Genomic DNA, 20,593 nt, shown 5'->3' on the forward strand with positions numbered 1-20,593 from the left:
CATCGGTGCATCGCCGCTACCTGTTCGAGCGGTACCAGCCGATCAGTGCATCGGTCGAGGAATCCCCGGATTCGGGCTTCTCGGCGCCGGTAACGGCGGGGAGAAGGTCACCGGCCTGCTTTTTGCCGAGCTCGACGCCCCACTGGTCGAAGCTGTTGATGTCCCAGATGACGCCCTGGGTGAAGGTGATGTGTTCGTAGAGCGCGATGAGGGAGCCGAGGACGTAGGGGGTGAGTTCCTCGGCGAGAATCGTCGTCGAGGGACGGTTGCCGGGCATCACCTTGTGGGTGACCAGGTGCTCCGGCACGCCCTCTGCCGCGATCTCCTCCCTGGTTTTGCCGAACGCCAGGACCTTGGACTGGGCGAAGAAGTTGCTCATCAACAGGTCGTGCATGCTGCCCGTGCCGTCGGCGGTGGGCAGATCCCGCTTCGGGCGGGCGAAACCGATGAAATCGGCCGGGACCATGCGGGTCCCCTGGTGCATGAGCTGGTAGAAGGCGTGCTGTCCGTTGGTTCCGGGCTCACCCCAGTAGATCTCGCCCGTGGGGCAGTTCACCGCTGATCCGTCGACCCGGACGGACTTGCCGTTGGACTCCATCGTCAACTGCTGGAGGTAGGCCGGGAACCGGGACATGTCCTCCGAGTAGGGTAGCACAGCGTGTGTGCCCGCGCGGTGGAAGTCGCCGTACCAGACACCGAACAGCCCCATCAGCGCCGGGATGTTCTCGCGGACGGGTGCGGTGCGGAAATGGACGTCCATGTCGTGGAAGCCCTGGAGGAAGCGCATGAAGTCCTGCGGGCCGATGACCGCCATGAGGGACAGCCCGATGGCGGAGTCCACGGAGTACCGGCCGCCGACCCAGTCCCAGAACCCGAACATGTTGTTCGTGTCGATGCCGAATTCCGCGACCTTCTCCGCATTGGTGGACACGGCGACGAAATGCTTGGCGACCGCCGACCCGTCGCCGTCGAAGGCTTCGAGCAGCCAGCGTTTCGCGGCGTGTGCGTTGGCCAGTGTCTCCTGGGTGGTGAACGTCTTGGACGCGACGATGAACAGGGTTGAACCTGGGTCGAGGTCTTCGAGGGTTGCGCTCATGTCGGCGGGGTCGACGTTGGAGACGAACTTCGCGTCGATGCCTGCGGTCGCGTAGGAACGAAGCGCCTTCACGGCCATCGCGGGGCCGAGATCGGAACCACCGATACCGATGTTGACCACGGTCTTGATGGTGTGACCGGTGTGCCCGAGCCAGTCACCGGACCGCAGTGCGTGGCAGAAGTCCCGCATACGTCCCAGGACCTCGTGGACGTCGGCGGCGATGTCCTGTCCGTCGACGGTGAGTTCATCTTCGACGGGCATGCGCAGGGCGGTGTGGAGGACGGCCCGGTCCTCGGTGTTGTTGATGTGTTCGCCGGTGAACATCGCCTCCGTGCGTCCCTTGAGGTCGGCGGCGTCGGCGAGGTCCACCAGGAGATCGAGGGTCTCGTCGGAGACGAGGTTCTTCGACAGGTCGACACGCAACCCGGCGGCGTCGATCGTGTAACGCTCCGCCCGGTCGGGGGTTTCGCTGAACAGGCTCCGGAGCGTGGTTCCGGCGAAGTGCCGGTAGTGCTCCGCGAGCGCCTTCCACTGCGGGGTGGTGGTGATGTCGTTGGCCATGGACGTCTCCTTACAAGGGATGTCGGTCGCCGGGACGGCGCGCGGATTCCGGCCGGGCTTGTGGCCCGGGGTCCGCGTACCGGTTCCGGTGTCGTCTTTACACCCCCACGTTAGCCGTTATCCCGCCGGTGGGCCGGGGCTGTGTCCCGGCTGAAGGAGTGCCGGACGCATCAGGGAAACCACCCTCTCTGTGGCGGGGGTGTCGGTGCTGTCGGTACTGCTACCCCGAGTCGGATGAGGGGTGTCGCACGCCGGTGGGAAAACGGGCATAGTGGGGGCATGACTGATTCCACGATCAACCTGGCCGCGCTCATCGAGGGCGCCCCGAAGCAACTGTTCATCGGCGGCGAATTCGTCGACGCGTCGGACGGTGGTACCCTTGACGTCATCGACCCGGCCGACGGTACCGTCCTCGCCACCGTCGCCTCCGCCACCGGCGGCGACGCCCGCCGGGCGCTGGACGCCGCAGTGGCCGCCCAGGACGACTGGGCCGCCACCCCGGCCCGGGAACGATCCGAGATCCTCTACCGGGCGAACCGTCTCGTGCTGGAGCACGCCGAGGAGCTCGCCTACCTCCAGTCCGCTGAACTCGGTCGGGCGCTGCCCGATTCACGCGGTGAGGTCGCCTACGGTGCGGAGTTCTTCCGGTGGTTCGCCGAGGAGGCGGTGCGCATCACGGGGGACTACAGGCACAGTCCGTCGGGTAACGCCCGACTGGTGGTCACCCGGCAGCCGGTCGGACCGAGTCTCGCCGTGACACCGTGGAACTTTCCCCTCGCGATGGGGACCCGGAAGCTCGGCCCGGCGCTGGCCGCCGGATGCACGATGATCATCAAGCCCGCCTCGAAAACCCCACTGACCATGCTCTACCTGGCGAAACTCCTGGCTGAGGCCGGTGTCCCGGCCGGGGTCGTCTCGGTGCTGCCCACCGCCAGGGCATCGAACGTGTCCTCTCTGCTGGAGGACCCGCGACTGCGGAAACTCACGTTCACCGGTTCCACCGAGGTCGGTCAGATGCTCGCCGCGAAGGCCGCGGAGAACACCATGCGGGTGTCTCTGGAACTCGGTGGAAACGCCCCCTACGTCGTCTTCGATGACGCGGACCTGGAGTCCGCCGTCGAGGCGGTGGCCACCGCGAAGATGCGTGGTGCGGGACAGGTCTGCATCGCGGCGAACCGGTTCCTCGTGCACTCGTCGATCAAGGACGAGTTCGTCGCCGGCGTCGTCGAGAAGATGCGTCAGTTCACCGTCGGGCGGGGCACCGACCCGGACACCACCGTCGGTCCGCTCTCCGGGGACGACCAAATGGAGACGGTCTCCGGTCTCGTGGAGGACGCGAAGGCGAAGGGGGCGAAGGTGCTGCTCGGCGGGGACCGCTCCGAACTTCCCGGTGTTCCGGATGGCGGTAGTTTCTACCCGCCCACCGTTCTCACCGACGCCCCCGAATCGGCGGAGATCCGCGATGCCGAGATCTTCGGTCCGGTCGTCTCCGTGACCACGTTCGACACCGACGAGGAGGCCGTCCGCATGGCCAACGACACCCCCTTCGGTCTGGCCGCCTACGTGTTCTCCGAGAACCTCACCCGGGCACTGGGGGCGGCGGAGAAGATCCAGGCGGGCATGGTCGCCGTGAACAAGGGTGCACTGTCCGACCCGGCGGCCCCCTTCGGAGGGGTCAAGCAGTCCGGTCTCGGACGTGAGGGCGGTTTCGAGGGGATCGATGAGTTCCTGGAGACGAAACTGATCTCACTGCCGGTCTAGACCACCGGTGGAGAACACCCCGGCCCCGGTGCATTCCGATGCACCGGGGCCGGGGTGCCGCCGCCCCGCCGCTCTCCGGTCCGTGGCGGGGCGGGTGCGCCTGACCTGCCGGCCAGTTGCGGCGGGGATCGGCGCCCCCGTCGGTGTCGCTTCTTCCGTGACGGAATGCACGGCTGCGGCCCGGTTCCCGGCCGGCGTGCACCGTTCCTGTCCAGGGGCCGATGGAGTTGTCCCACGGGATTCCGGTGTCGACGAACGTACCGTACGCGTGAACGTGCGTGGTCCGGGGGCTCCGTGCACCGCGGAGTTCGATTCCCGCGAAACGTCGTGGTGTCGACGGGTGGGACGGAACGTTGACACGTGGGAACGGTGGCGGGAGAGTGGGGGCATGAGTGAGGGACACGCGCATCACATCGGCATTGACGCGGCTCTTCTGGCTGATCTCGGGGAGTGCGCCCGGCGCCACGGCGTCGCCGTGGACGAACTGGCGGGGCACGTCCTGCGGGAATATGTGCGCCTCGAACGGATCGCCGAACTCAGGTTCCGTTCGGGTGGTGGCGGCCGGGACTTCACCTCGTGGCGTGAGCAGCTCGATGTGCCGTACCGTCGGACCGGGGACCCCGGACGCCGTTGATGATGTCCGGTGGATGCGACCGGATCAGCCGAGTTTGCCGCGGCCCATCCGGAGCAGGATCGCCGCGAGGGCGGGTCCCTCCTCGCCGATCTCATCACGGAACTGGTTGATGATGGCGACCTCCCGACCGTGAACCAGTCTCGTTCCACCGGACCCCATCCGGGTCTTGCCGATCGCCTGCGAGATCTCACGTCGGCGCTGCACCGCCGCGATGATCTCCCTGTCGAGTCTGTCTATCTCCTGCCGGTACCGCCGGATCTCGGCGTCGGACAGGGGATCGTCGGTCCCGGAGGGGCTGCGGATCTCGAAGTGTTCGGCATCGGCGTTCATGACCCGTATTCTGCCACGTCTCCCCGCCGTCCCGCCCCGTGGGGCGTGGAGCTGAGCGGGTACGGCGGAAGCTGGATCCGGGGATGTCCCGGGGAACTGTAAGTTGGAGGAACTATGAGTATCTTGCCCGATGGAACACCCGCCGGAACGCCTGATGGGGCATCCGGTGGAAAAACACCTCTCGCCCCGTTCCGCACCGGTGCCGCACACGGCGCCGCCGATGTCCCCGGGGCCCCGGCGGACCTCGTGGAGGGCCTCAACGACCAGCAGCGTGCCGCCGTCGAGCACACCGGTGGGCCGTTGCTCATCGTCGCGGGCGCAGGTTCCGGTAAGACCGCCGTCCTGACGCGACGTATCGCCCACCTGCTGGCCCATCGTGGTGTGCATCCGGGGCAGGTCCTCGCCATCACCTTCACCAACAAGGCCGCGTCCGAGATGCGGGAGCGTGTCCGGGGGCTGGTCGGTCCCTCCGCGGAGCGGATGTGGGTGTCGACCTTCCACTCCACCTGTGTGCGCATTCTGCGTCAGCAGGCGGCGCTGATCGACGGGCTCAAGACCAACTTCAGCATCTACGACTCCGACGATTCCCGGCGTCTGCTCGGGATGATCGCCAAGGACATGGGCCTGGACGCGAAGAAGTTCACGCCGAGAGCGCTGGCGAACGCGATCTCCAACCTGAAGAACGAACTCGTCGATCCGTCGGATGCCGCGGCACAGGCGTCACGCTCGTCCGACAGGTTCGGGATGACGGTCGCGGAGGTCTACGCCGAGTACCAGGTCCGGCTCCGCCGTTCCAACGCCGTCGACTTCGATGACCTGATCGGTGAGGTCGTGGGGCTGCTCGCCGCACATCCGGATGTCGCCGAACACTACCGGCGCAGGTTCCGTCACGTCCTCATCGACGAGTACCAGGACACCAACCACGCCCAGTACCGGTTGGTGGCGGAACTCGTCGGGCGCCCGCAGCCGGACGGTGCGCATTCGGTTCCGCCGAGTGAACTGTGCGTCGTCGGTGACGCCGATCAGTCGATCTACGCTTTCCGTGGTGCGACGATCAGGAACATCGAGGAGTTTGAACGGGACTACCCGGAGGCGCGGACGATTCTCCTCGAACAGAACTACCGTTCGACGCAGAAGATCCTCTCCGCCGCGAACGCCGTCATAGCCAGGAACGCGGGCAGGCGTGAGAAGAAACTGTGGACGGCCCTCGGGGAGGGGGATCCCATCGTCGGTTACGTCGCCGACAACGAACATGACGAGGCGCGCTTCGTCGCCTCGGAGATCGACGCCCTGTCCGACCGGGGGGTGCACTACTCCGACATTGCGGTGATGTACCGCACGAACAACGCCTCCCGCGCGTTGGAGGAGGTGTTCATCCGTTCCGGTGTGCCCTACCGCGTCGTCGGGGGTACCCGGTTCTACGAACGCAGGGAGATCCGGGACATCATCGCCTACCTCAAGGTGCTGGACAATCCCGATGACACGGTGAGCCTGCGCAGGATCATCAACACCCCGCGTCGGGGAATCGGCGACCGGGCACAGGCGTTCGTCGCGTTGCACGCCGACACCAACCGCATCAGTTTCCACCGGGCACTGCTCGACGCCGCCGCCGGTGAGGTCGACATGCTGGGCGGTCGGGGGCGCAACGCCATCACGGGATTCGTCGCTCTTCTCGCGGAACTCCGTGACGTGGCGGCGAACACGGTCGACGACGACACCCGCATGCCTGACCTGGGGGAGCTCATCACCGAGGTCTGTACCCGTACGGGATACTTCGCGGAACTGGAGAAATCGAACGATCCGCAGGATGCTACCCGGCTGGACAACCTGAAGGAGCTCATCGCCGTCGCGCGCGAGTTCTCCAGTGACGCCGCGATGCGGGTCGCCTACGAGGAGATGGACGGTGGCGACTACGCGCCGGAGCCGGGGGAACCGGAGCCGGGTAGCCTCCAGGCGTTCCTCGAACGTGTGTCCCTCGTCGCGGACGCCGACCAGATCCCCGATGACGGACAGGGGGTGGTCACCCTCATGACCCTCCACACCGCGAAGGGACTGGAGTTCCCCGTCGTGTTCGTCACCGGCTGGGAGGACGGGCAGTTCCCGCACCTGCGTTCCCTCGGTGATCCGGGGGAGCTGGCGGAGGAGCGACGCCTCGCCTACGTCGGCATCACCCGTGCCCGTGAACGCCTCTACCTGACACGGGCGGTGCTGCGGAGTTCATGGGGAAACCCCATGACGAATCCACCGTCCCGGTTCCTCACCGAGATCCCCGGAGAACTCATCGACTGGCGTCGTGAGGAACCGGCGGGGTCCTCCGGTGGTGCCTGGGGCGGTTCCGGTAGCCGGGGGACCCATCACCCACGGGGCAGTGGTGCCGGAGGGTACAACGGCCGTTCCTCCGGTCCCGCCACCCGTCCGAGATCGGGTGGTTCCGGTCGGCCGGCCCTCAAGCTGGCGGTGGGGGACAGGGTCAACCACGACAAATACGGTCTCGGCACCGTGCAGGAGGTGACCCCGGTGGGAGCCTACGACTCAGCGACGATTGACTTCGGATCCTCCGGAACGGTACGGCTCATGCTGATGGCCGGGTTGCCCATGGAGAAGCTCTGACAGACCGGTGAAGCCGACGGGTGCATCTCGACCGGAAAACTGACCACCGGTTTCGGGCACCCGCCGGCTTGATCCGTTGACGCGGATGACCCGGTGCAGGAAAAAGGAAAGACACGCCACACGGTGTTGACCGTGAGCGTGCCGGGTGTCAGAGCGGGCGGTTCCGCCTAGAGGAACACACCGCGCTCGGCGAGCCAGGGGAGGGGGTCGATGGCTCCGCCACCGTTGGGGTGAACCTCGAAGTGGACGTGGACACCGGTCGAGAAACCGCGTGAACCCATTCCCGCGATACGCTGACCGGCGGTGACCTGCTGTCCGACGGAAACCTCGACGGTCTCCATGTGTCCGTAGACGGTGACGGTCCCGTCAGCGTGCTTGATACGGACCCACTGGCCGAAACCGGAGGCCGGTCCCGCATCGATCACCGTGCCGTCCTCGACCGCCGTGATCGCGGTGCCGAGAGCGTTGGCGATGTCGACGCCTGCGTGCAGTGTTCCCCACCGAGCACCGAACGTCGACGTCAGGGTTCCCTCCGCCGGGGCGGAGCTCTTCGGCGCACGAGCGGCGAGATCCGCGGCGATACGCTCCGCGTTGTACTGGATGGCTTTGTTGAGCTGTTCCGCGAGATTGTCGATCGGCTTGAACTCCGCGATGTTGAGGATCTGCGGAGCTTCCGAACTTCCGATGACCGGGGCCACCGAATCGGCGACGAGGGTGTAATCGGGGGCTTCATCCCGGGCTTCGGTCGATGCCGCCGCCGGATGGGTGGCGTGTGCTGCGGCTGCGCCGCCGGCACCTGCGGTCGAGACCGCTCCGGTCGCCACCGCGACGAGAGCGATGCGGCTCTTGGCGTTGGATGAGACGGACTGCTTGCGGTGCGCGCCTGCGGTCCTCCGCTGAGCCTGCTTGTGCATGAAGCCTTCTTCCATCTCGTTAACTCTTGAGCCGTGATGCGCCGTGCGACACCATTCGACGTCATCCCCCGTTCGACGGGGTGACGATCATTGATGCAGGCGCCGGTGCCGGGACCGTGCGGCGTGGCCGCCGGTGTGATCGTCCCGTTACCTAACGCTTCACAACGATAACGGTTTGTTACAAACCTGGCAAGTCATTCCCGCACATCTGTTGTGATGATTGTCACTCCCGGTTGGGGTGGGGGAGTTTGAAACGCCTGGAAATGACCTGTCGGACACCCTGACGCCGATCCATGCGGAATCGGACTCCGGTAACAGTACACGGCGGCCACCGATCGTGCGCGCAGAGCGGCGGGACCGCACCACAGGTCCGACATCTCCGTGTTCCGGACACCACGGTGCGGAGCGGCCTCCGTGCCTCCCGTGCGCCGGTCCCCGGGGCGTCCGGGGAGGGGCGGTCGGTGTCGTGGGCCGGGATCCGGTCGTGTCAGCACCCCGTTGGGCAGGGGAGGTGGCACAGTTGGACCGGTGAGCAGAAAGACACGACAGAATCCCCGTCCGAACCGTCCCCCGGCGTCACGCAACCGACCGGGTCCGGGATCGCGGAGGGGCGCGGCCCCGGCCGCGGGGCGGACCCGTTCCGCCGGTGCCGCGGAGACGGAAGCACGGACCCCTCCGGTGCGCGACAACCTCCGCCGGCGGCTGCGGGCGTTTCTCCCGGTCGCACTGATCCCGAACGCCGTGGTCGTCGCGGTCGTCGTTCTTGTCGCACTGTGTGCGTTGATGCTCACGGACTCCGGGTTCGTCCCGCTCGCGGCGACCGTGGCGCAGCTCTGGCTCGCGGTGAATCTGGCCCCCGTCGCCTCGGACACGGCTGTCCTGTCACAGCTCCCGATGCTGCCCGCCCTCGGCGTGGTGTGGCTGGTGTCGCACCGGGTGAGGGTGGCCGTCCGGCACCGCATCTCCATCCTGGACCTGACCGTGCTCACCGGTTGTGTGCTTCTGACCCCCGTGGTGCTGGCGTTGACCGCCACGGCGATGCTCCTCGACGCCCGTCCGGTCCTTCCCGTCGAGGTTCCACCGCTCGCGGTGGTTCTCGGACGGGTCCTGCTCCTGCACCTCGGTGCACTCGTGATCGGCATGGGGCCGAAACTGTGGCGGGCGCTGGCCAGAAGATTCACCGTGCCCCCGTCGGTGGTCGACGCGGTGGCTCCGGCGGTGAGATTCCTCCTGGCCCTCACGGTCGCGGGACTGCTGCTCGTGCTGGTGTCTCTCGTGGTGCACTGGCGGGTGCTGGCGGAACTGCTGGACACCTTCGGCGGTGGCACGGCCACCGCAGGTCTCGTCGGCGTCAGTCTGCTCTACCTCCCTGATGCCGCCGTCGCCGGTGCCGCGGTGCTGGTCGGTTCCGAGTTCCATCTCGGTGGCGCCTCCGTGTCCCTCCACGACGTGACCGTCGTCCCGCTGCCACCCCTGCCGCTCCTGGCCGCCGTTCCGACCTCCGTTCCCGGCTGGGCCCTCGTGCTCATCGTCATTCCGCCCGTCCTGGCGGGCATCGTCGCCCACGGGTACTGCCGAGCAGGCACCAGGACGTGGCGGGAGATGGGGCTCGCGGGGCTCTGGGCCGGGGTGTTCACCGTCATCGTCGGGGCACTGACCGGTGGAACCGTCGGTGTCTACGGATCCAGCGGGGTGGCCGTCATTCTCACGGCCGCTCTCGTCGCCGTGGAACTCGCCGTCGTGGGGGCCGTGGTGAACACGGTCACGGGAATACTCCTCCAGCGTCGGTCCGTGGACGGGGACACTGAACCCCCGACGGACGCGGTGGACGACGGGGAAACGGACGACGGTGCCGGGCCGGGTGTCGACGGTGAGGGGTCGGATGTGGACGGAACCGTCACCGGGGAAGGTTCGCCCGGGGAGACCGTCGATGAGGAGGATCTGATCGCCGCCGGGGAATCCGACGCACCCGGCCCGGACTCCGTCGACGGCCCCACGGACGGAGATGCGGACACGGCCGCCGTCCTCGCCGCCACCGGGGACGAATCCGGGCACTCCGTCCCGGAATCGGCCGCGGACGCGGAAGAGCGGGGCGGGGACCCCGTGGAGACCGGGGGGACCCCGGTGCCGGAGGACCCCGATGAGGCGGTGGCCACGGGAACTCCGGCGGACCCCGATGAGCCGGAGACGCAGGGACCGGAACGCGACGCGCGTGACGCTTCCGTCGAGACGAGCACGGACCCGGAGGCCGGGGACCGCGATCCGGAGCAGTGACCCGGGCGGTGTCCGCGACGGGGTGAGGTGCACCCGCGCGGGCGTCGTGGGGTGACGGTTGCCTGCGGTGCCCCACGCCGGGTACTAACATTGTCCCGGTGACCGAAGACAGACAACTGACCAGGGTGGTGGTTCTCGCGTCAGGGACGGGAACCCTGCTGCAGGCGATCATCACCGCCGCCGACAGGCACTACACCGTCGTCGGTGTCGTCACCGACCAGCCGTGTGGCGCGGGCCGTCGGGCGGAGGCCGCGGGCATACCGGTCCGCGTGGTCCATCTCGACCGGGGTCGCCCCCGGACCGACTGGGATGACGAACTCCGGGACACCGTTTCCTCGATGCGGCCCGATCTGGTGGTCTCCGCCGGGTTCATGAAGATCCTGGGGCCCCGCTTCCTGGAGGCGTTCCCCGAGCGGGTCATCAACACCCATCCGGCACTCCTCCCGTCCTTTCCCGGGGCCCACGCGGTTCCCGACGCCCTGGCGCACGGTGTGAAGGTCAGCGGATGCACCGTCCACATCGTCGACGAGGGTGTCGACACCGGCCCCATCCTCGCGCAGGCCGCGGTCCCCGTCCTCCCGGACGATGACGTGGACACCCTCCATGAGCGCATCAAGGCGGAGGAACGCAGACTCATCGTCGACCTGCTCGACGCGGTCGATCCCGACGACGTCCGCCGGGCGGCCAACCGCTCCGGAACCCCCTGAGCTCCACCACGCACCACCCCCGGCACCTACGCTGGGCATGACGACCGAAGACACGACCCCGAACGACCGACGAAAGGCCCCCACAGCAGCCATGAGCGACGACCGCAAGGCAATCACCCGCGCACTCATCAGCGTCTACGACAAAACCGGTCTGGAGGAACTGGCACGGTCCCTCGACGCCGCAGGCGTGGAGATCGTCTCCACCGGTTCCACCGCCACCCGTATCGCCGGGGCGGGTGTCAAGGTCACCCGTGTCGAGGAACTCACCGGATTCCCCGAATGTCTCGACGGTCGTGTCAAGACCCTCCATCCCCGCGTCCACGCGGGCATCCTCGCCGACACCCGCCGCCCCGAGCACCTCAACCAGCTCAGTGAGCTCGGCGTCGCCCCCTTCGAACTCGTGGTGGTCAACCTCTACCCGTTCAGCGAGACCGTCGCCTCCGGCGCGGATTTCGACGCCTGCGTCGAGCAGATCGACATCGGGGGGCCGTCGATGGTTCGTGCCGCAGCGAAAAACCATCCCTCCGTCGCCGTCGTCGTCGACCCCTCCCGTTATGAGGATGTCGCCCGCGCGGTCACCGACGGGGGTTTCACCCGCGGGGAACGTGCACGTCTGGCCGCCGCGGCATTCCGGCACACCGCCGACTATGACGTCGCCGTCGCGGGCTGGATCACGGGACAGACCGAGGCCGGTGACTCCTTCCCGTCCTGGATCGGATCCACCCACGTCCGTTCCGCGACACTGCGTTACGGCGAGAACCCCCACCAGACCGCGGCGCTCTACGCGGACCGGGCGGGTGCGGGTCTCGCGCAGGCCGAGCAGTTCCACGGCAAGGAGATGAGCTACAACAACTACACCGACTCCGACGCCGCCTGGCGTGCCGCCTGGGACCATGACCGTCCCTGTGTCGCCATCATCAAACACGCGAACCCCTGCGGTATCGCGGTCTCCGACGAATCCATCGCGGCGGCGCACAGGGCGGCCCACGCCTGTGACCCCGTCTCCGCGTTCGGAGGCGTGATCGCCGCCAACCGTGAGATCAGCGTCGAGATGGCGGAACAGGTCGCCGAGATCTTCACCGAGGTCATCATCGCGCCGTCCTACGCTGACGGCGCCGTGGACGTCCTCTCCCGGAAGAAGAACATCCGCATCCTGGTCGCCGCGGAACCCGTCCGTGGCGGCTTCGAGGAGCGTCAGATCTCCGGTGGCGTCCTCGTCCAGGAACGCGACCTCGTCCACGCCGACGGTGACGACCCCGACAACTGGACCCTCGCCGCGGGGGACGCCGCCGACGCGGACACCCTCGCCGATCTCGTCTTCGCGTGGCGTAGTGTCCGTGCCGTGAAATCCAACGCGATCCTGCTCGCCGCCGACGGTGCGACGGTCGGTGTCGGCATGGGGCAGGTCAACCGCGTCGACTCCGCCCGCCTCGCCGTCCAGCGGGCGGGGGCGGACCGGGCCCGTGGTGCGGTCGCGGCATCGGACGCCTTCTTCCCCTTCGCCGACGGCTTCGAGGTGCTCGCCGAAGCCGGCGTGACCGCCGTCGTCCAACCCGGTGGATCCATCCGCGACGCCGAGGTCATCGAGGCCGCGAACAGGGCGGGCGTCACGATGTACCTCACCGGGTCACGGCACTTCGCGCACTGATCCGCAGCACCCGTTGTCCCGTGCGGGTGGAGCAACTCCGGCATAATGGGCACCGAGACGCCGTCGCTCCGGGTGGCCGGGCGGAACGGCGCGGGTACGTCCGGTCCCGGTCGTGCCGCAGGGCGTGAGAGGACGGACATGACCGGAAAGAACGACGACGGTACGACGGATCCGGTCATCACCGGACCTGCACTTCTGTTCGCCCCCGCCACCCGCCCCGAACGTTTCGCCCGTGCGGCGGAGTGCTCGGACATGGTCATCCTCGATCTCGAGGACGGTGCGGGTTCGGTCTCCCGTGAGGAGGGGCGGCGCAACATCGTCGCCTCCGGCCTGGACCCACGGCGGACGATGGTCAGGGTCTGCGGCCCGCAGGATCCCGGTTTCGCCGACGATGTCAGCGCGATCCGGGAAACCGGCTACCGCACCGTCATCGTCCCGAAGGTGACCGACCGCATCCCGGACGAGGTGCGCGGATTCCGGGTCATCGCGCTCATCGAGACGCCACAGGCCGTCCTCGGCCTCGGTGCACTCGCGGCGGATCCCGATGTCGTCGGGCTCTACTGGGGAGCCGAGGATCTCTGTGCCTACCTGGGAGGGACACACTCCCGGCTCCAACCGGACGAAGGGGCCCCGGAGGACCGTCCCGGACGCTACCGGGACATCATGCTGATGGCCCGTTCGCTCATGCACATGCATGCGGCTGCGGTGGGCAAGTTCACGGTCGATGCCGTGCACGCGGACTTCACCGATGACAGGGGACTGTACGAGGAGGCCGCCGATGCGGCTCGTTCGGGGTTCGCCGCGACCGCCTGCATCCACCCCCGGCAGATCGAGGTCGTCCGCCGCGCCTACACCCCTGAACCCGGCCAGCTGGATCGCGCCCGACGGATCGTCGAGGAGGCACGGAGACACCCCGGTGCGTTCAAGATCGACGGTGAGATGATCGACGCCCCCCTGATCGCCCAGGCCCGGCGCCTGGTGGCGCGGGCCGGCTGACGGGCCACGACAGACCCCACGGCCCCGGGAGGAACTCAGTTCACCGTGAGCAGTTCCAGCGTGCGGGCGACCCGGTCCTCCGGGGGGACACCGCCGAGGACCGTGAGTGCCGCGTCGGCGAGCATGACCGCGGTGGGCGGGAGACTCTCCGATGACAGGGGGGAGGGGACGACGCCGTCGTTGCTCCGCATCTCCGTCGCGGACTGCGCGAGGTAGAAGGGGAGCTCGATGCGCTGATCGTCGCGACCCGTGAGCTCCGCGGCCATCGAACGGAAGATCTCCTTCAGCTCCCGGTGCTGCGCATGGAAATCCGTGAATTCATCGGATGCGGCGATGGGCAGCTGGTACAACCGCCCGACGTTCCACCGTGTGGACAGCAGCAGACGCGCCTCCACGGCGACGAGCGCCCAGAGTTTCAGCGCCGGCCCGGCATCGGAGGCCTCGAGTCTCCCGGCCAGCTCCAGGGACGGATCGACGGTGGACTGGAGGAGCGTCAGGAAGATCTCGGTCTTGGAGGGGAAGTGATAGTACAGCGACGCCTGCCGGATGCCCACGGCGTCAGCGATCTGGTGCGTCGACGTGGTCGCGAATCCCTGGGTCGTGAACAACTCCGCTGCGGCGTCGAGGATCTCCTCCCTCGCGGTACTTCCCCTGCGGCGGGGACTGTTCTTGCGTGGACGCCCGACAGTGCCGGCCATCTAGCTCACCCGCCTTCCTCGTTCAACCACCACGGACCCCCGGAGTCTATCCGGTGCGGGGACCTTCCCCCTGCGACTGTCGGAACACATGCTCATATCCGGGTACCGCACTTCCGCGTGTCGATTCCGTGGCGTTCCGCGGTTGAGCGGGTCACATCGGCCAGCATCCTGCATGCGGCACCGAATGTGGAGCGCTGCAGCTGCGGGAGCATGTCGAGCGTGGTCGGCTCATCCTGGACACGTTCGAGCCACCTCGTCAGCGTCAACTCGAGTCCGGCCTCCCAGGCCTCGAGAAGGTAGTCCGCCTCCGAATCGAGGAGGACACCCGCCGAGCGGGCGGCACCGATCCGTTCGACGACCCCGGTCCGTGCGCATCCCGCAGCCGTCCCCGCCCACCGGGCGATCTGCCCGAGAGGGGTGAGCAGCTGCCCCGTGACATCGATCGGGACGTCCTTCCGGGGCAGTCCCTCCCTCGACCGCACCGCCGGCGGCCGGTTCTCCACCGCTTCGACGAGGAGAGGGGTGAAATCAGAGGTCCGGTCGATGACAGCGGGGGTGAACCAGCTTCCCGCGTCAACGAACCATCCCAGGGCGGTACCGTCACGGGAATCCACGGCGGCATCGATCCGGTTCGACCACGTCGAGCGGTCCGCGGGGGAGAGGGCGGTGGGTGTCCCCCCGAGGAGTATCCCGGATTCGGAGACCAGAGCCGCGAGTTCCCCCGCGGGATCGGCGGTGGGACCCTCCGTGTCCGGTGGGAGAACCGTCAGCCAGTGCAGCGGCGCCGTGGGGGTGCCGGAACCACGTCCGTAGGCGCCGGTGACGACGATGTCCGCGTCGCCGGCCAGTGCCCGGGCCCCCGGACTGTGGAGAGCGTCGGTCACGAGCGCGGTGTACCAGCGGGTGACCTCCACGGCGTCGGCGCTGTGGTTCAGGGCGTTGCGCAGAAGGTCGTGGGATTCCGTGAGGACACCCCGCACGGTGGCCGCGGAGGCGCACAGGGGTGCCTGCTCAGCCAGGTCGGTCAGCGAATCATGCAGCACGGTGGTGCCCTCCGGAAAGATGGTGTGTGAGGATCTTCCGGTCCAATTTACCAGCACCGTCCCCCGGATCCGTGACCGGCGCGAAGGCCGGGGAAAAGGGGGAACCGGACCCCGGACACACGAAAACCGGCCCGCAAGCGCCACTACCCGGTGAAGGGGTGGTTGTTGCGGGCCGGTTGTTCACGGTGTTCGGTGAACGCCGTTACTTTGGCCGTGTCACGAGTGTCAGCGGCGAAAGTTCGCTGTCATCGCATAGACGCCCTCTCAGGCGGCTGCGGAAGGAGATCCTCGCGGAGGCCCCCGATGAATCTCGATCTAGCGGCTGGTGAAAGGCAGGAGAGCCATTTCACGGGCGTTCTTGACCGCGGTGGCGACCTGACGCTGCTGCTGCGGGGTCAGACCGGTGACCCGGCGGGACCGGATCTTGTGACGGTCGGAGATGAACAGCCGCAGGGTGTCAATGTCCTTGTAATCGACGCGGTCGATCTTGGCGGCCTTGAGCGGGTTCTTCTTGGGGCGGCGGGACTGCTCCATCCGCGCCTTCTTCATGTTGGTGCGCTTCATTTAGCTACTCCCTTACCAGCTGGACTTACGGACGCCCGGGAGCTCACCGCGGTGAGCCATTTCACGGACGCGAACACGGGACAGACCGAACTTGCGGAGGTAACCGCGGGGACGGCCGTCAGCGGCGTCACGGTTACGAACGCGGACCGGAGACGCGTCACGCGGCTGGCGGTTCAGCTCGTACTGCGCATCCATACGCTCCTCATCGGAGGAGTTCGGGTTCTTGATGATGGCCTTGAGCTCGTTGCGACGCTCCGCGAAGCGGGCGACGATTTCCTTGCGCTTCTCGTTCTTGGCGATCTTCGACTTCTTGGCCATGAATTATCGCTCCTCGCGGAATTCGACGTGCTTGCGGACGATCGGATCGAACTTCTTCAGCGTGATGCGATCGGGGTTGTTGCGCTTGTTCTTGCGCGTCACATAGGTGTAGCCGGTGCCCGCGGTGGACTTCAGCTTGATGATCGGACGGATATCATTACGTGCCATCTCTAGACCTTCTCTCCGCGAGCTCGGATACGGGCGACGACGACCTCGATGCCGTCGCGGTCAATGACCTTGATGCCCTTGGTGGACACGTTGAGCGTGATGGTCCGGCCCTCAGAGGGCAGGTAGTACTTGCGACGCTGCACGTTGGGGTTCCAACGGCGGTTGGTGCGCCGGTGCGAGTGCGAGACGGACTTGCCGAAACCCGGCTTGCGTCCCGTGACCTGGCAAATAGCCGACATGGGTTTCTTTCTCCTAGCCGCCCGACTACAACGCTGACCGCAGCCGCACCGTCTCTGTGACCTGCGTTAACAGGGCGGAAACGGGGCGCGGCCATGACAGATGCGCGGGCGATAACGAATATTTCGACAACAGCAAGGGACAACCATACCGCCAAGATGAACATTTGCCTAATCTGGCGGTGTCCGTCGCCGTGATTCACGGAGCTCCGCCGGTGTCTGTGGCGGACGGGGTCGATGACCGTGGTGGTCGTGGGTCGTGCGCGGGGTTCCCCGGCCCCGTGTGCCGTGCCTCGCCCACTGCGGCGCGCCCCCCGGTGCGGCGTCGTGGAGGGGTCGGGTCATGGCGGATCGTCCGGGTGGGCGCGGTGGATGTCGGCGGATGCGGACGTGCCGGATCGGCTCTGCGGTCGTCGGTGGGCACGGATCGCGGATGACGCCGTTCCGTCGGGCGCGTCCACGTCGATGGCCCCACCGGGCCCTTTTCCGGGTCACGGTCTGATGACGTGGTGGGGTGGTGGATGGAAGCGGATGGGGTTGGCTCGCGACATGTTTTCCCGCGTGTTTTCCCGCGTGCGGATGTTCCCGTGGCCCGTGTGGCCGATGTTGCCCATGTGGTGTGGCCTTGTCATATGTCCGCTTCTACCACTAGTATGGAAAGGTCGAATTGAATCCATGGTTCAGTTTTCCCGGGATGTCCGTGAGGTGCCCGTCCGGCATCGGGAGATGTCCGACGGGCGCCGGGAGTTGTTCCGGAGGAACCGCAGGAGACGGTCCGTCCGCCACTTCCCCGCACGGGGAGGTGGGGTGCGGCCATTTCCCGGGATTTCGGTATTCGGCGTTCTGCGTTGTAGGATTCACCGATGCATACACGGCTACGTCGAGGTGTGTCCCCGGAAAAGCCGCTGACGGCTTGGCCGAGGGGACGCCAGCGTGGGCGGGTACGGCGCCGGTTCATCCGGATGACGTCGCTCGTCGAGGTGGCGTGGCAGGCCTGCGGGCACCGTTAGTACCAGTATCTGTTAGCGGCTGCACACCGCGCTCCCAGTAGCGCAGTACGCCGATCAGCACACGTACGTGATCTTAAAGGGATGAGAATGAAGAAGGATATCCACCCCGACTACCACCCGGTGGTCTTCCAGGATGCGGGCACGGGTCACAAGTTCCTGACCCGTTCCACCGCAAAGAGCCAGCGCACCGTTGAGTGGGAGGACGGCAATGAGTACCCGCTCATCGTCGTCGACGTCACCAGCGAGTCGCACCCGTTCTGGACCGGTGCTCAGCGCGTCATGGACACCGCCGGTCGTGTCGAGAAGTTCCAGCGTCGCTACGGGTCCCGTACCCGTCGCGCCAAGAAGGCTTGAGGAGGGAATAGAAAATGGCAGTTCCGAAGCGTCGTATGTCCCGTGCCAACACGCACCACCGTCGTTCTCAGTGGAAGGCCGACAATGTCGCCCTCCAGCAGGTGAAGATCGACGGCCGCGAGCACCTGATCCCGCGCCGCCTGGTCAAGGCCGCGCAGCTGGGTCTCGTCGAGGTCGAGCAGTTCTGATTCACTGAACCGGTCTTCCGGTTGAGGGATCAACACGAGAAAACCCACCCGGACACACCGTGTCCGGGTGGGTTTTCTCGTGCCCGGGACGGCGGGAGTTGATGTGCGGCGACGTCGGATACCGTCCGTCGCGTGCGGAACAACGGGACCGGCGTGTTGTCTCCACCGTGTTTCCGCACGTCAGAAACTGTCACATGTCGTGTGTGGGAGACATTCAGCGAAAACACATCTGGTGAGGGCACAATGGGGGACATGAAGATTCTGGTTGTAGATGATGAACAGGCGGTCCGCGAATCGCTGCGACGTTCGCTTTCCTTCAACGGTTACGATGTCGTGCTCGCTGAGGACGGTGAATCCGCACTCGATCTGATCGCCAAGGAACAGCCCGATCTCGTGATTCTTGACGTGATGATGCCCAAGATCGACGGCCTCGAAGTCTGTCGTAGCCTGCGTTCCACGGGGGATGACCGTCCCATCCTCGTGTTGACAGCCCGGGACGGTGTCTCGGATCGGGTGGCGGGACTTGACGCGGGAGCGGATGACTACCTCCCGAAGCCCTTCGCGCTGGAGGAGCTTCTCGCCCGCGTGCGTTCGCTGCTGCGCCGCGCGGCCGCGGATGCGGTGAACAGTTCCGGATCCCAGGAACTCGAGTTCCAGGATCTCCGGCTCGATCCGGACACCCGGGACGTCACCCGTGGTGAACGGTCCATCAGCCTGACCCGCACCGAGTTCGCACTCCTCGAACTCCTGATGGGCAACCCCCGCAGGGTGTTGTCGCGGGCCTCGATCCTCGAGGAGGTCTGGGGCTACGATTTCCCGACCTCGGGCAACGCACTCGAGGTCTATATCGGTTATCTGCGGCGCAAGACCGAGGCGGACGGTGAGCCCCGCCTGATCCACACCGTGCGCGGCGTCGGCTACGTCCTCCGGGAGACCGCTCCGTGATTCTCCGTACGCCGACGCCGGATTCCGGCCCGGCGGTGGGGGACGACGCTCCGGACCCGCTAGAACAGACGCACGTCGGGTGGTCCCGGCGTGCGCCGCTGCGTTGGCAGCTGTCACTGGTCACCGCCGTCATGGTCGCGGTGGCTGTCGGGGTGATGACGGTCGTCGCCTACTGGACGGTCTCCACGTCCCTGACCCAGCACGTGGACCGGGAACTCGAGGACAAGGCCTCCTCGTTGTTGCAGAACAGCTTCGATCCGGCGTTCGTCTACAATCCCGCGGTCGAGGTCGCGACGTTCAAGACCTACAACCCGGACATCCGGGTCGCCTACTATCCGCCCGGATCCGTCCGGCCGATCGGCGACAGCATCCCGATCCTCAACGAGGTCGAGGTTCTCCAGGGCACGCGGGACAACTCCGTCCGGAGCAGCGGAGACGAGCGTATCTTCGCCGAGCAGAACAAGATCGGTGCAACCGTGATCCTCGCCCAGGACATGCGTGGTACCCATCAGCTGATCTCCTCCCTGGGGCTCGTGCTGCTCCTGATCGGCGGGATCGGCGTCCTCATAGCGATCGCGGCGGGAATGGTGGTGGCGACCACCGGACTCCGCCCGGTGAGTCGCCTCCGGCACGCGGTCGACCATGTCGCGCGGACCGATGATCTTCGGCCGATCACCGTCGTCGGCAACGACGAACTCGCACAGCTGACCCGGAGTTTCAACGGTATGCTCGCCGCCCTCTCGGCGTCCCGCCGCAGACAGGCGGAACTCGTCGCCGACGCCGGTCATGAACTGAAGACACCGCTCACCAGTCTGCGCACCAATGTGGAACTGCTCATGATGGTCGACCGCCAGGGTGGTGCGTCGATCAGTCAGCAGGACCGGCGCGATCTGGAACGCGACGTCATCGCGCAGATCGAGGAACTGTCCACGCTCATCGGAGATCTCGTCGACCTAGCCCGTGAGGACGGGCCCCAGCAGATCGTGGAGTGCATCGACCTGGTCGAGTGCATGGAGACCTCCCTTGAACGGGTTCGCCGCCGACGTCCGGATGTGACGTTCACGTTCAACTCGACACCGTGGTTCCTCTACGGTGATCCGTTCGCACTGGGACGCGCGACACTCAACCTGATGGACAACGCCGCGAAATGGTCGCCGGAGGAGGGCGAGGTCCGGATAGACATGGAACAGGTGAGGGACGGAGTCATGGAGCTGCGTTTCTCCGATTCCGGGCCAGGTATCCCGGTGGAGGACCGGCAGAAGGTGTTCGAACGCTTCTACCGTTCCATCGCCGCCCGCAGCATGCCCGGTTCCGGTCTGGGGCTCGCGATCGTCGCACAGGTCATCGCGCGCCACGCAGGTACCATCGTCGCCGAGGAATCTGATGACGGTGGAGCGATGATGCGTGTCACACTGCCCGGTGCCCCTTCCGTCGCCGATGAACGGGACAACTGAAGAGCCTCGGTGCCCGCGGTCCGTGCGACCGCCGTCACACAACAGGTGTGCAGTCGACTCACAGGTAACGTACAGAAGCAAGGA

20 protein-coding genes are annotated in these 20,593 nt (G+C 66.8%); 11 read left to right on the forward strand and 9 right to left on the reverse strand.

Translation table 11 applies throughout. The annotated features are described in order from the left end of the window. Positions 1-16 precede the first annotated feature (16 nt). Positions 17-1,657 (reverse strand): glucose-6-phosphate isomerase, encoded by a 1,641-nt coding sequence (pgi, locus tag JIM94_RS06790; RefSeq protein ID WP_200250936.1) that lies wholly within the window; start codon positions 1,655-1,657, stop codon positions 17-19. Between the two features lie 279 nt (positions 1,658-1,936). On the opposite strand from pgi, the gene JIM94_RS06795 reads away from it, so the two are divergent. Further along, on the forward strand, positions 1,937-3,418 hold the full coding sequence (locus tag JIM94_RS06795) for an NAD-dependent succinate-semialdehyde dehydrogenase (RefSeq protein ID WP_200250939.1): 1,482 nt from the start codon (positions 1,937-1,939) through the stop codon (positions 3,416-3,418). 388 nt (positions 3,419-3,806) lie between these two features. Continuing rightward, entirely contained in the window at positions 3,807-4,052 is a 246-nt protein-coding gene (locus JIM94_RS06800) for a hypothetical protein (RefSeq protein WP_200250941.1), read from the forward strand. Positions 4,053-4,076: 24 nt separating this feature from the next. Here the strand turns inward: JIM94_RS06800 and JIM94_RS06805 are convergent, their stop codons facing one another. Beyond that, positions 4,077-4,382 carry a chorismate mutase gene (locus tag JIM94_RS06805; RefSeq protein WP_200250943.1) on the reverse strand — a complete coding sequence of 102 codons (306 nt, stop codon included), beginning with the start codon at positions 4,380-4,382 and terminating at the stop codon, positions 4,077-4,079. Positions 4,383-4,496: 114 nt separating this feature from the next. On the opposite strand from JIM94_RS06805, the gene JIM94_RS06810 reads away from it, so the two are divergent. Further along, positions 4,497-6,992 (forward strand): UvrD-helicase domain-containing protein, encoded by a 2,496-nt coding sequence (locus tag JIM94_RS06810; RefSeq protein WP_200250945.1) that lies wholly within the window; start codon positions 4,497-4,499, stop codon positions 6,990-6,992. Positions 6,993-7,159: 167 nt separating this feature from the next. On the opposite strand, the gene JIM94_RS06815 is transcribed toward JIM94_RS06810, so the two are convergent. After that, on the reverse strand, positions 7,160-7,921 hold the full coding sequence (locus JIM94_RS06815; RefSeq protein ID WP_234039054.1) for a M23 family metallopeptidase: 762 nt from the start codon (positions 7,919-7,921) through the stop codon (positions 7,160-7,162). A gap of 663 nt (positions 7,922-8,584) precedes the next feature. On the opposite strand from JIM94_RS06815, the gene JIM94_RS06820 reads away from it, so the two are divergent. From JIM94_RS06820 to JIM94_RS06835, 4 genes are all read left to right on the forward strand, one after another. After that, the gene (locus JIM94_RS06820) at positions 8,585-10,180 is read left to right on the forward strand and encodes a cell division protein PerM (RefSeq protein WP_248086237.1); all 1,596 of its coding nucleotides are present in this window, start codon (positions 8,585-8,587) and stop codon (positions 10,178-10,180) included. A 62-nt stretch (positions 10,181-10,242) separates the two neighbouring features. Beyond that, positions 10,243-10,887 (forward strand): phosphoribosylglycinamide formyltransferase, encoded by a 645-nt coding sequence (gene purN / locus JIM94_RS06825; protein WP_200252106.1) that lies wholly within the window; start codon positions 10,243-10,245, stop codon positions 10,885-10,887. 91 nt (positions 10,888-10,978) lie between these two features. Next, entirely contained in the window at positions 10,979-12,535 is a 1,557-nt protein-coding gene (purH, locus tag JIM94_RS06830; protein WP_200252109.1) for a bifunctional phosphoribosylaminoimidazolecarboxamide formyltransferase/IMP cyclohydrolase, read from the forward strand. 138 nt (positions 12,536-12,673) lie between these two features. Continuing rightward, complete coding sequence (locus JIM94_RS06835; protein ID WP_200250949.1) at positions 12,674-13,531, forward strand: HpcH/HpaI aldolase/citrate lyase family protein; 858 nt, start codon at positions 12,674-12,676, stop codon at positions 13,529-13,531. Positions 13,532-13,566: 35 nt separating this feature from the next. On the opposite strand, the gene JIM94_RS06840 is transcribed toward JIM94_RS06835, so the two are convergent. The 6 genes from JIM94_RS06840 to rpmB form a co-directional block, all read right to left on the reverse strand. Continuing rightward, positions 13,567-14,229, reverse strand: coding sequence for a TetR/AcrR family transcriptional regulator (locus JIM94_RS06840; protein ID WP_200250951.1), 663 nt, complete (start codon positions 14,227-14,229; stop codon positions 13,567-13,569). 92 nt (positions 14,230-14,321) lie between these two features. After that, on the reverse strand, positions 14,322-15,272 hold the full coding sequence (locus JIM94_RS06845) for a putative nucleotidyltransferase substrate binding domain-containing protein (protein WP_200250953.1): 951 nt from the start codon (positions 15,270-15,272) through the stop codon (positions 14,322-14,324). Positions 15,273-15,587: 315 nt separating this feature from the next. Next, entirely contained in the window at positions 15,588-15,836 is a 249-nt protein-coding gene (gene rpsR, locus JIM94_RS06850; protein ID WP_198735420.1) for a 30S ribosomal protein S18, read from the reverse strand. A gap of 12 nt (positions 15,837-15,848) precedes the next feature. Next, on the reverse strand, positions 15,849-16,154 hold the full coding sequence (gene rpsN, locus JIM94_RS06855; RefSeq protein WP_198737577.1) for a 30S ribosomal protein S14: 306 nt from the start codon (positions 16,152-16,154) through the stop codon (positions 15,849-15,851). A 3-nt stretch (positions 16,155-16,157) separates the two neighbouring features. Then, positions 16,158-16,322 carry a 50S ribosomal protein L33 gene (rpmG, locus tag JIM94_RS06860; RefSeq protein ID WP_010187624.1) on the reverse strand — a complete coding sequence of 55 codons (165 nt, stop codon included), beginning with the start codon at positions 16,320-16,322 and terminating at the stop codon, positions 16,158-16,160. A 2-nt stretch (positions 16,323-16,324) separates the two neighbouring features. Then, entirely contained in the window at positions 16,325-16,561 is a 237-nt protein-coding gene (gene rpmB, locus JIM94_RS06865; protein ID WP_198735422.1) for a 50S ribosomal protein L28, read from the reverse strand. Between the two features lie 1,094 nt (positions 16,562-17,655). On the opposite strand from rpmB, the gene JIM94_RS06870 reads away from it, so the two are divergent. The 4 genes from JIM94_RS06870 to JIM94_RS11400 all read left to right on the forward strand — a co-directional run bounded on the left by JIM94_RS06870 (position 17,656) and on the right by JIM94_RS11400 (position 20,509). Continuing rightward, positions 17,656-17,922: a type B 50S ribosomal protein L31 gene (locus JIM94_RS06870; protein ID WP_200250963.1), complete on the forward strand. Its 267-nt coding sequence runs from the start codon at positions 17,656-17,658 to the stop codon at positions 17,920-17,922. A gap of 14 nt (positions 17,923-17,936) precedes the next feature. Beyond that, complete coding sequence (rpmF, locus tag JIM94_RS06875) at positions 17,937-18,110, forward strand: 50S ribosomal protein L32 (protein ID WP_198735424.1); 174 nt, start codon at positions 17,937-17,939, stop codon at positions 18,108-18,110. 252 nt (positions 18,111-18,362) lie between these two features. After that, positions 18,363-19,055, forward strand: coding sequence for a response regulator transcription factor (locus JIM94_RS06880; RefSeq protein WP_200250965.1), 693 nt, complete (start codon positions 18,363-18,365; stop codon positions 19,053-19,055). Continuing rightward, complete coding sequence (locus JIM94_RS11400; RefSeq protein WP_248086236.1) at positions 19,052-20,509, forward strand: HAMP domain-containing sensor histidine kinase; 1,458 nt, start codon at positions 19,052-19,054, stop codon at positions 20,507-20,509. Before JIM94_RS06880 ends, JIM94_RS11400 begins: the two co-directional genes overlap by 4 nt. The last annotated feature ends 84 nt before the right edge of the window (positions 20,510-20,593 follow it).

Origin of the sequence: Corynebacterium pygosceleis (assembly GCF_016595275.2) — a bacterium.
In the GTDB taxonomy this organism is placed as follows: Bacteria; Actinomycetota; Actinomycetes; order Mycobacteriales; family Mycobacteriaceae; genus Corynebacterium; species Corynebacterium pygosceleis.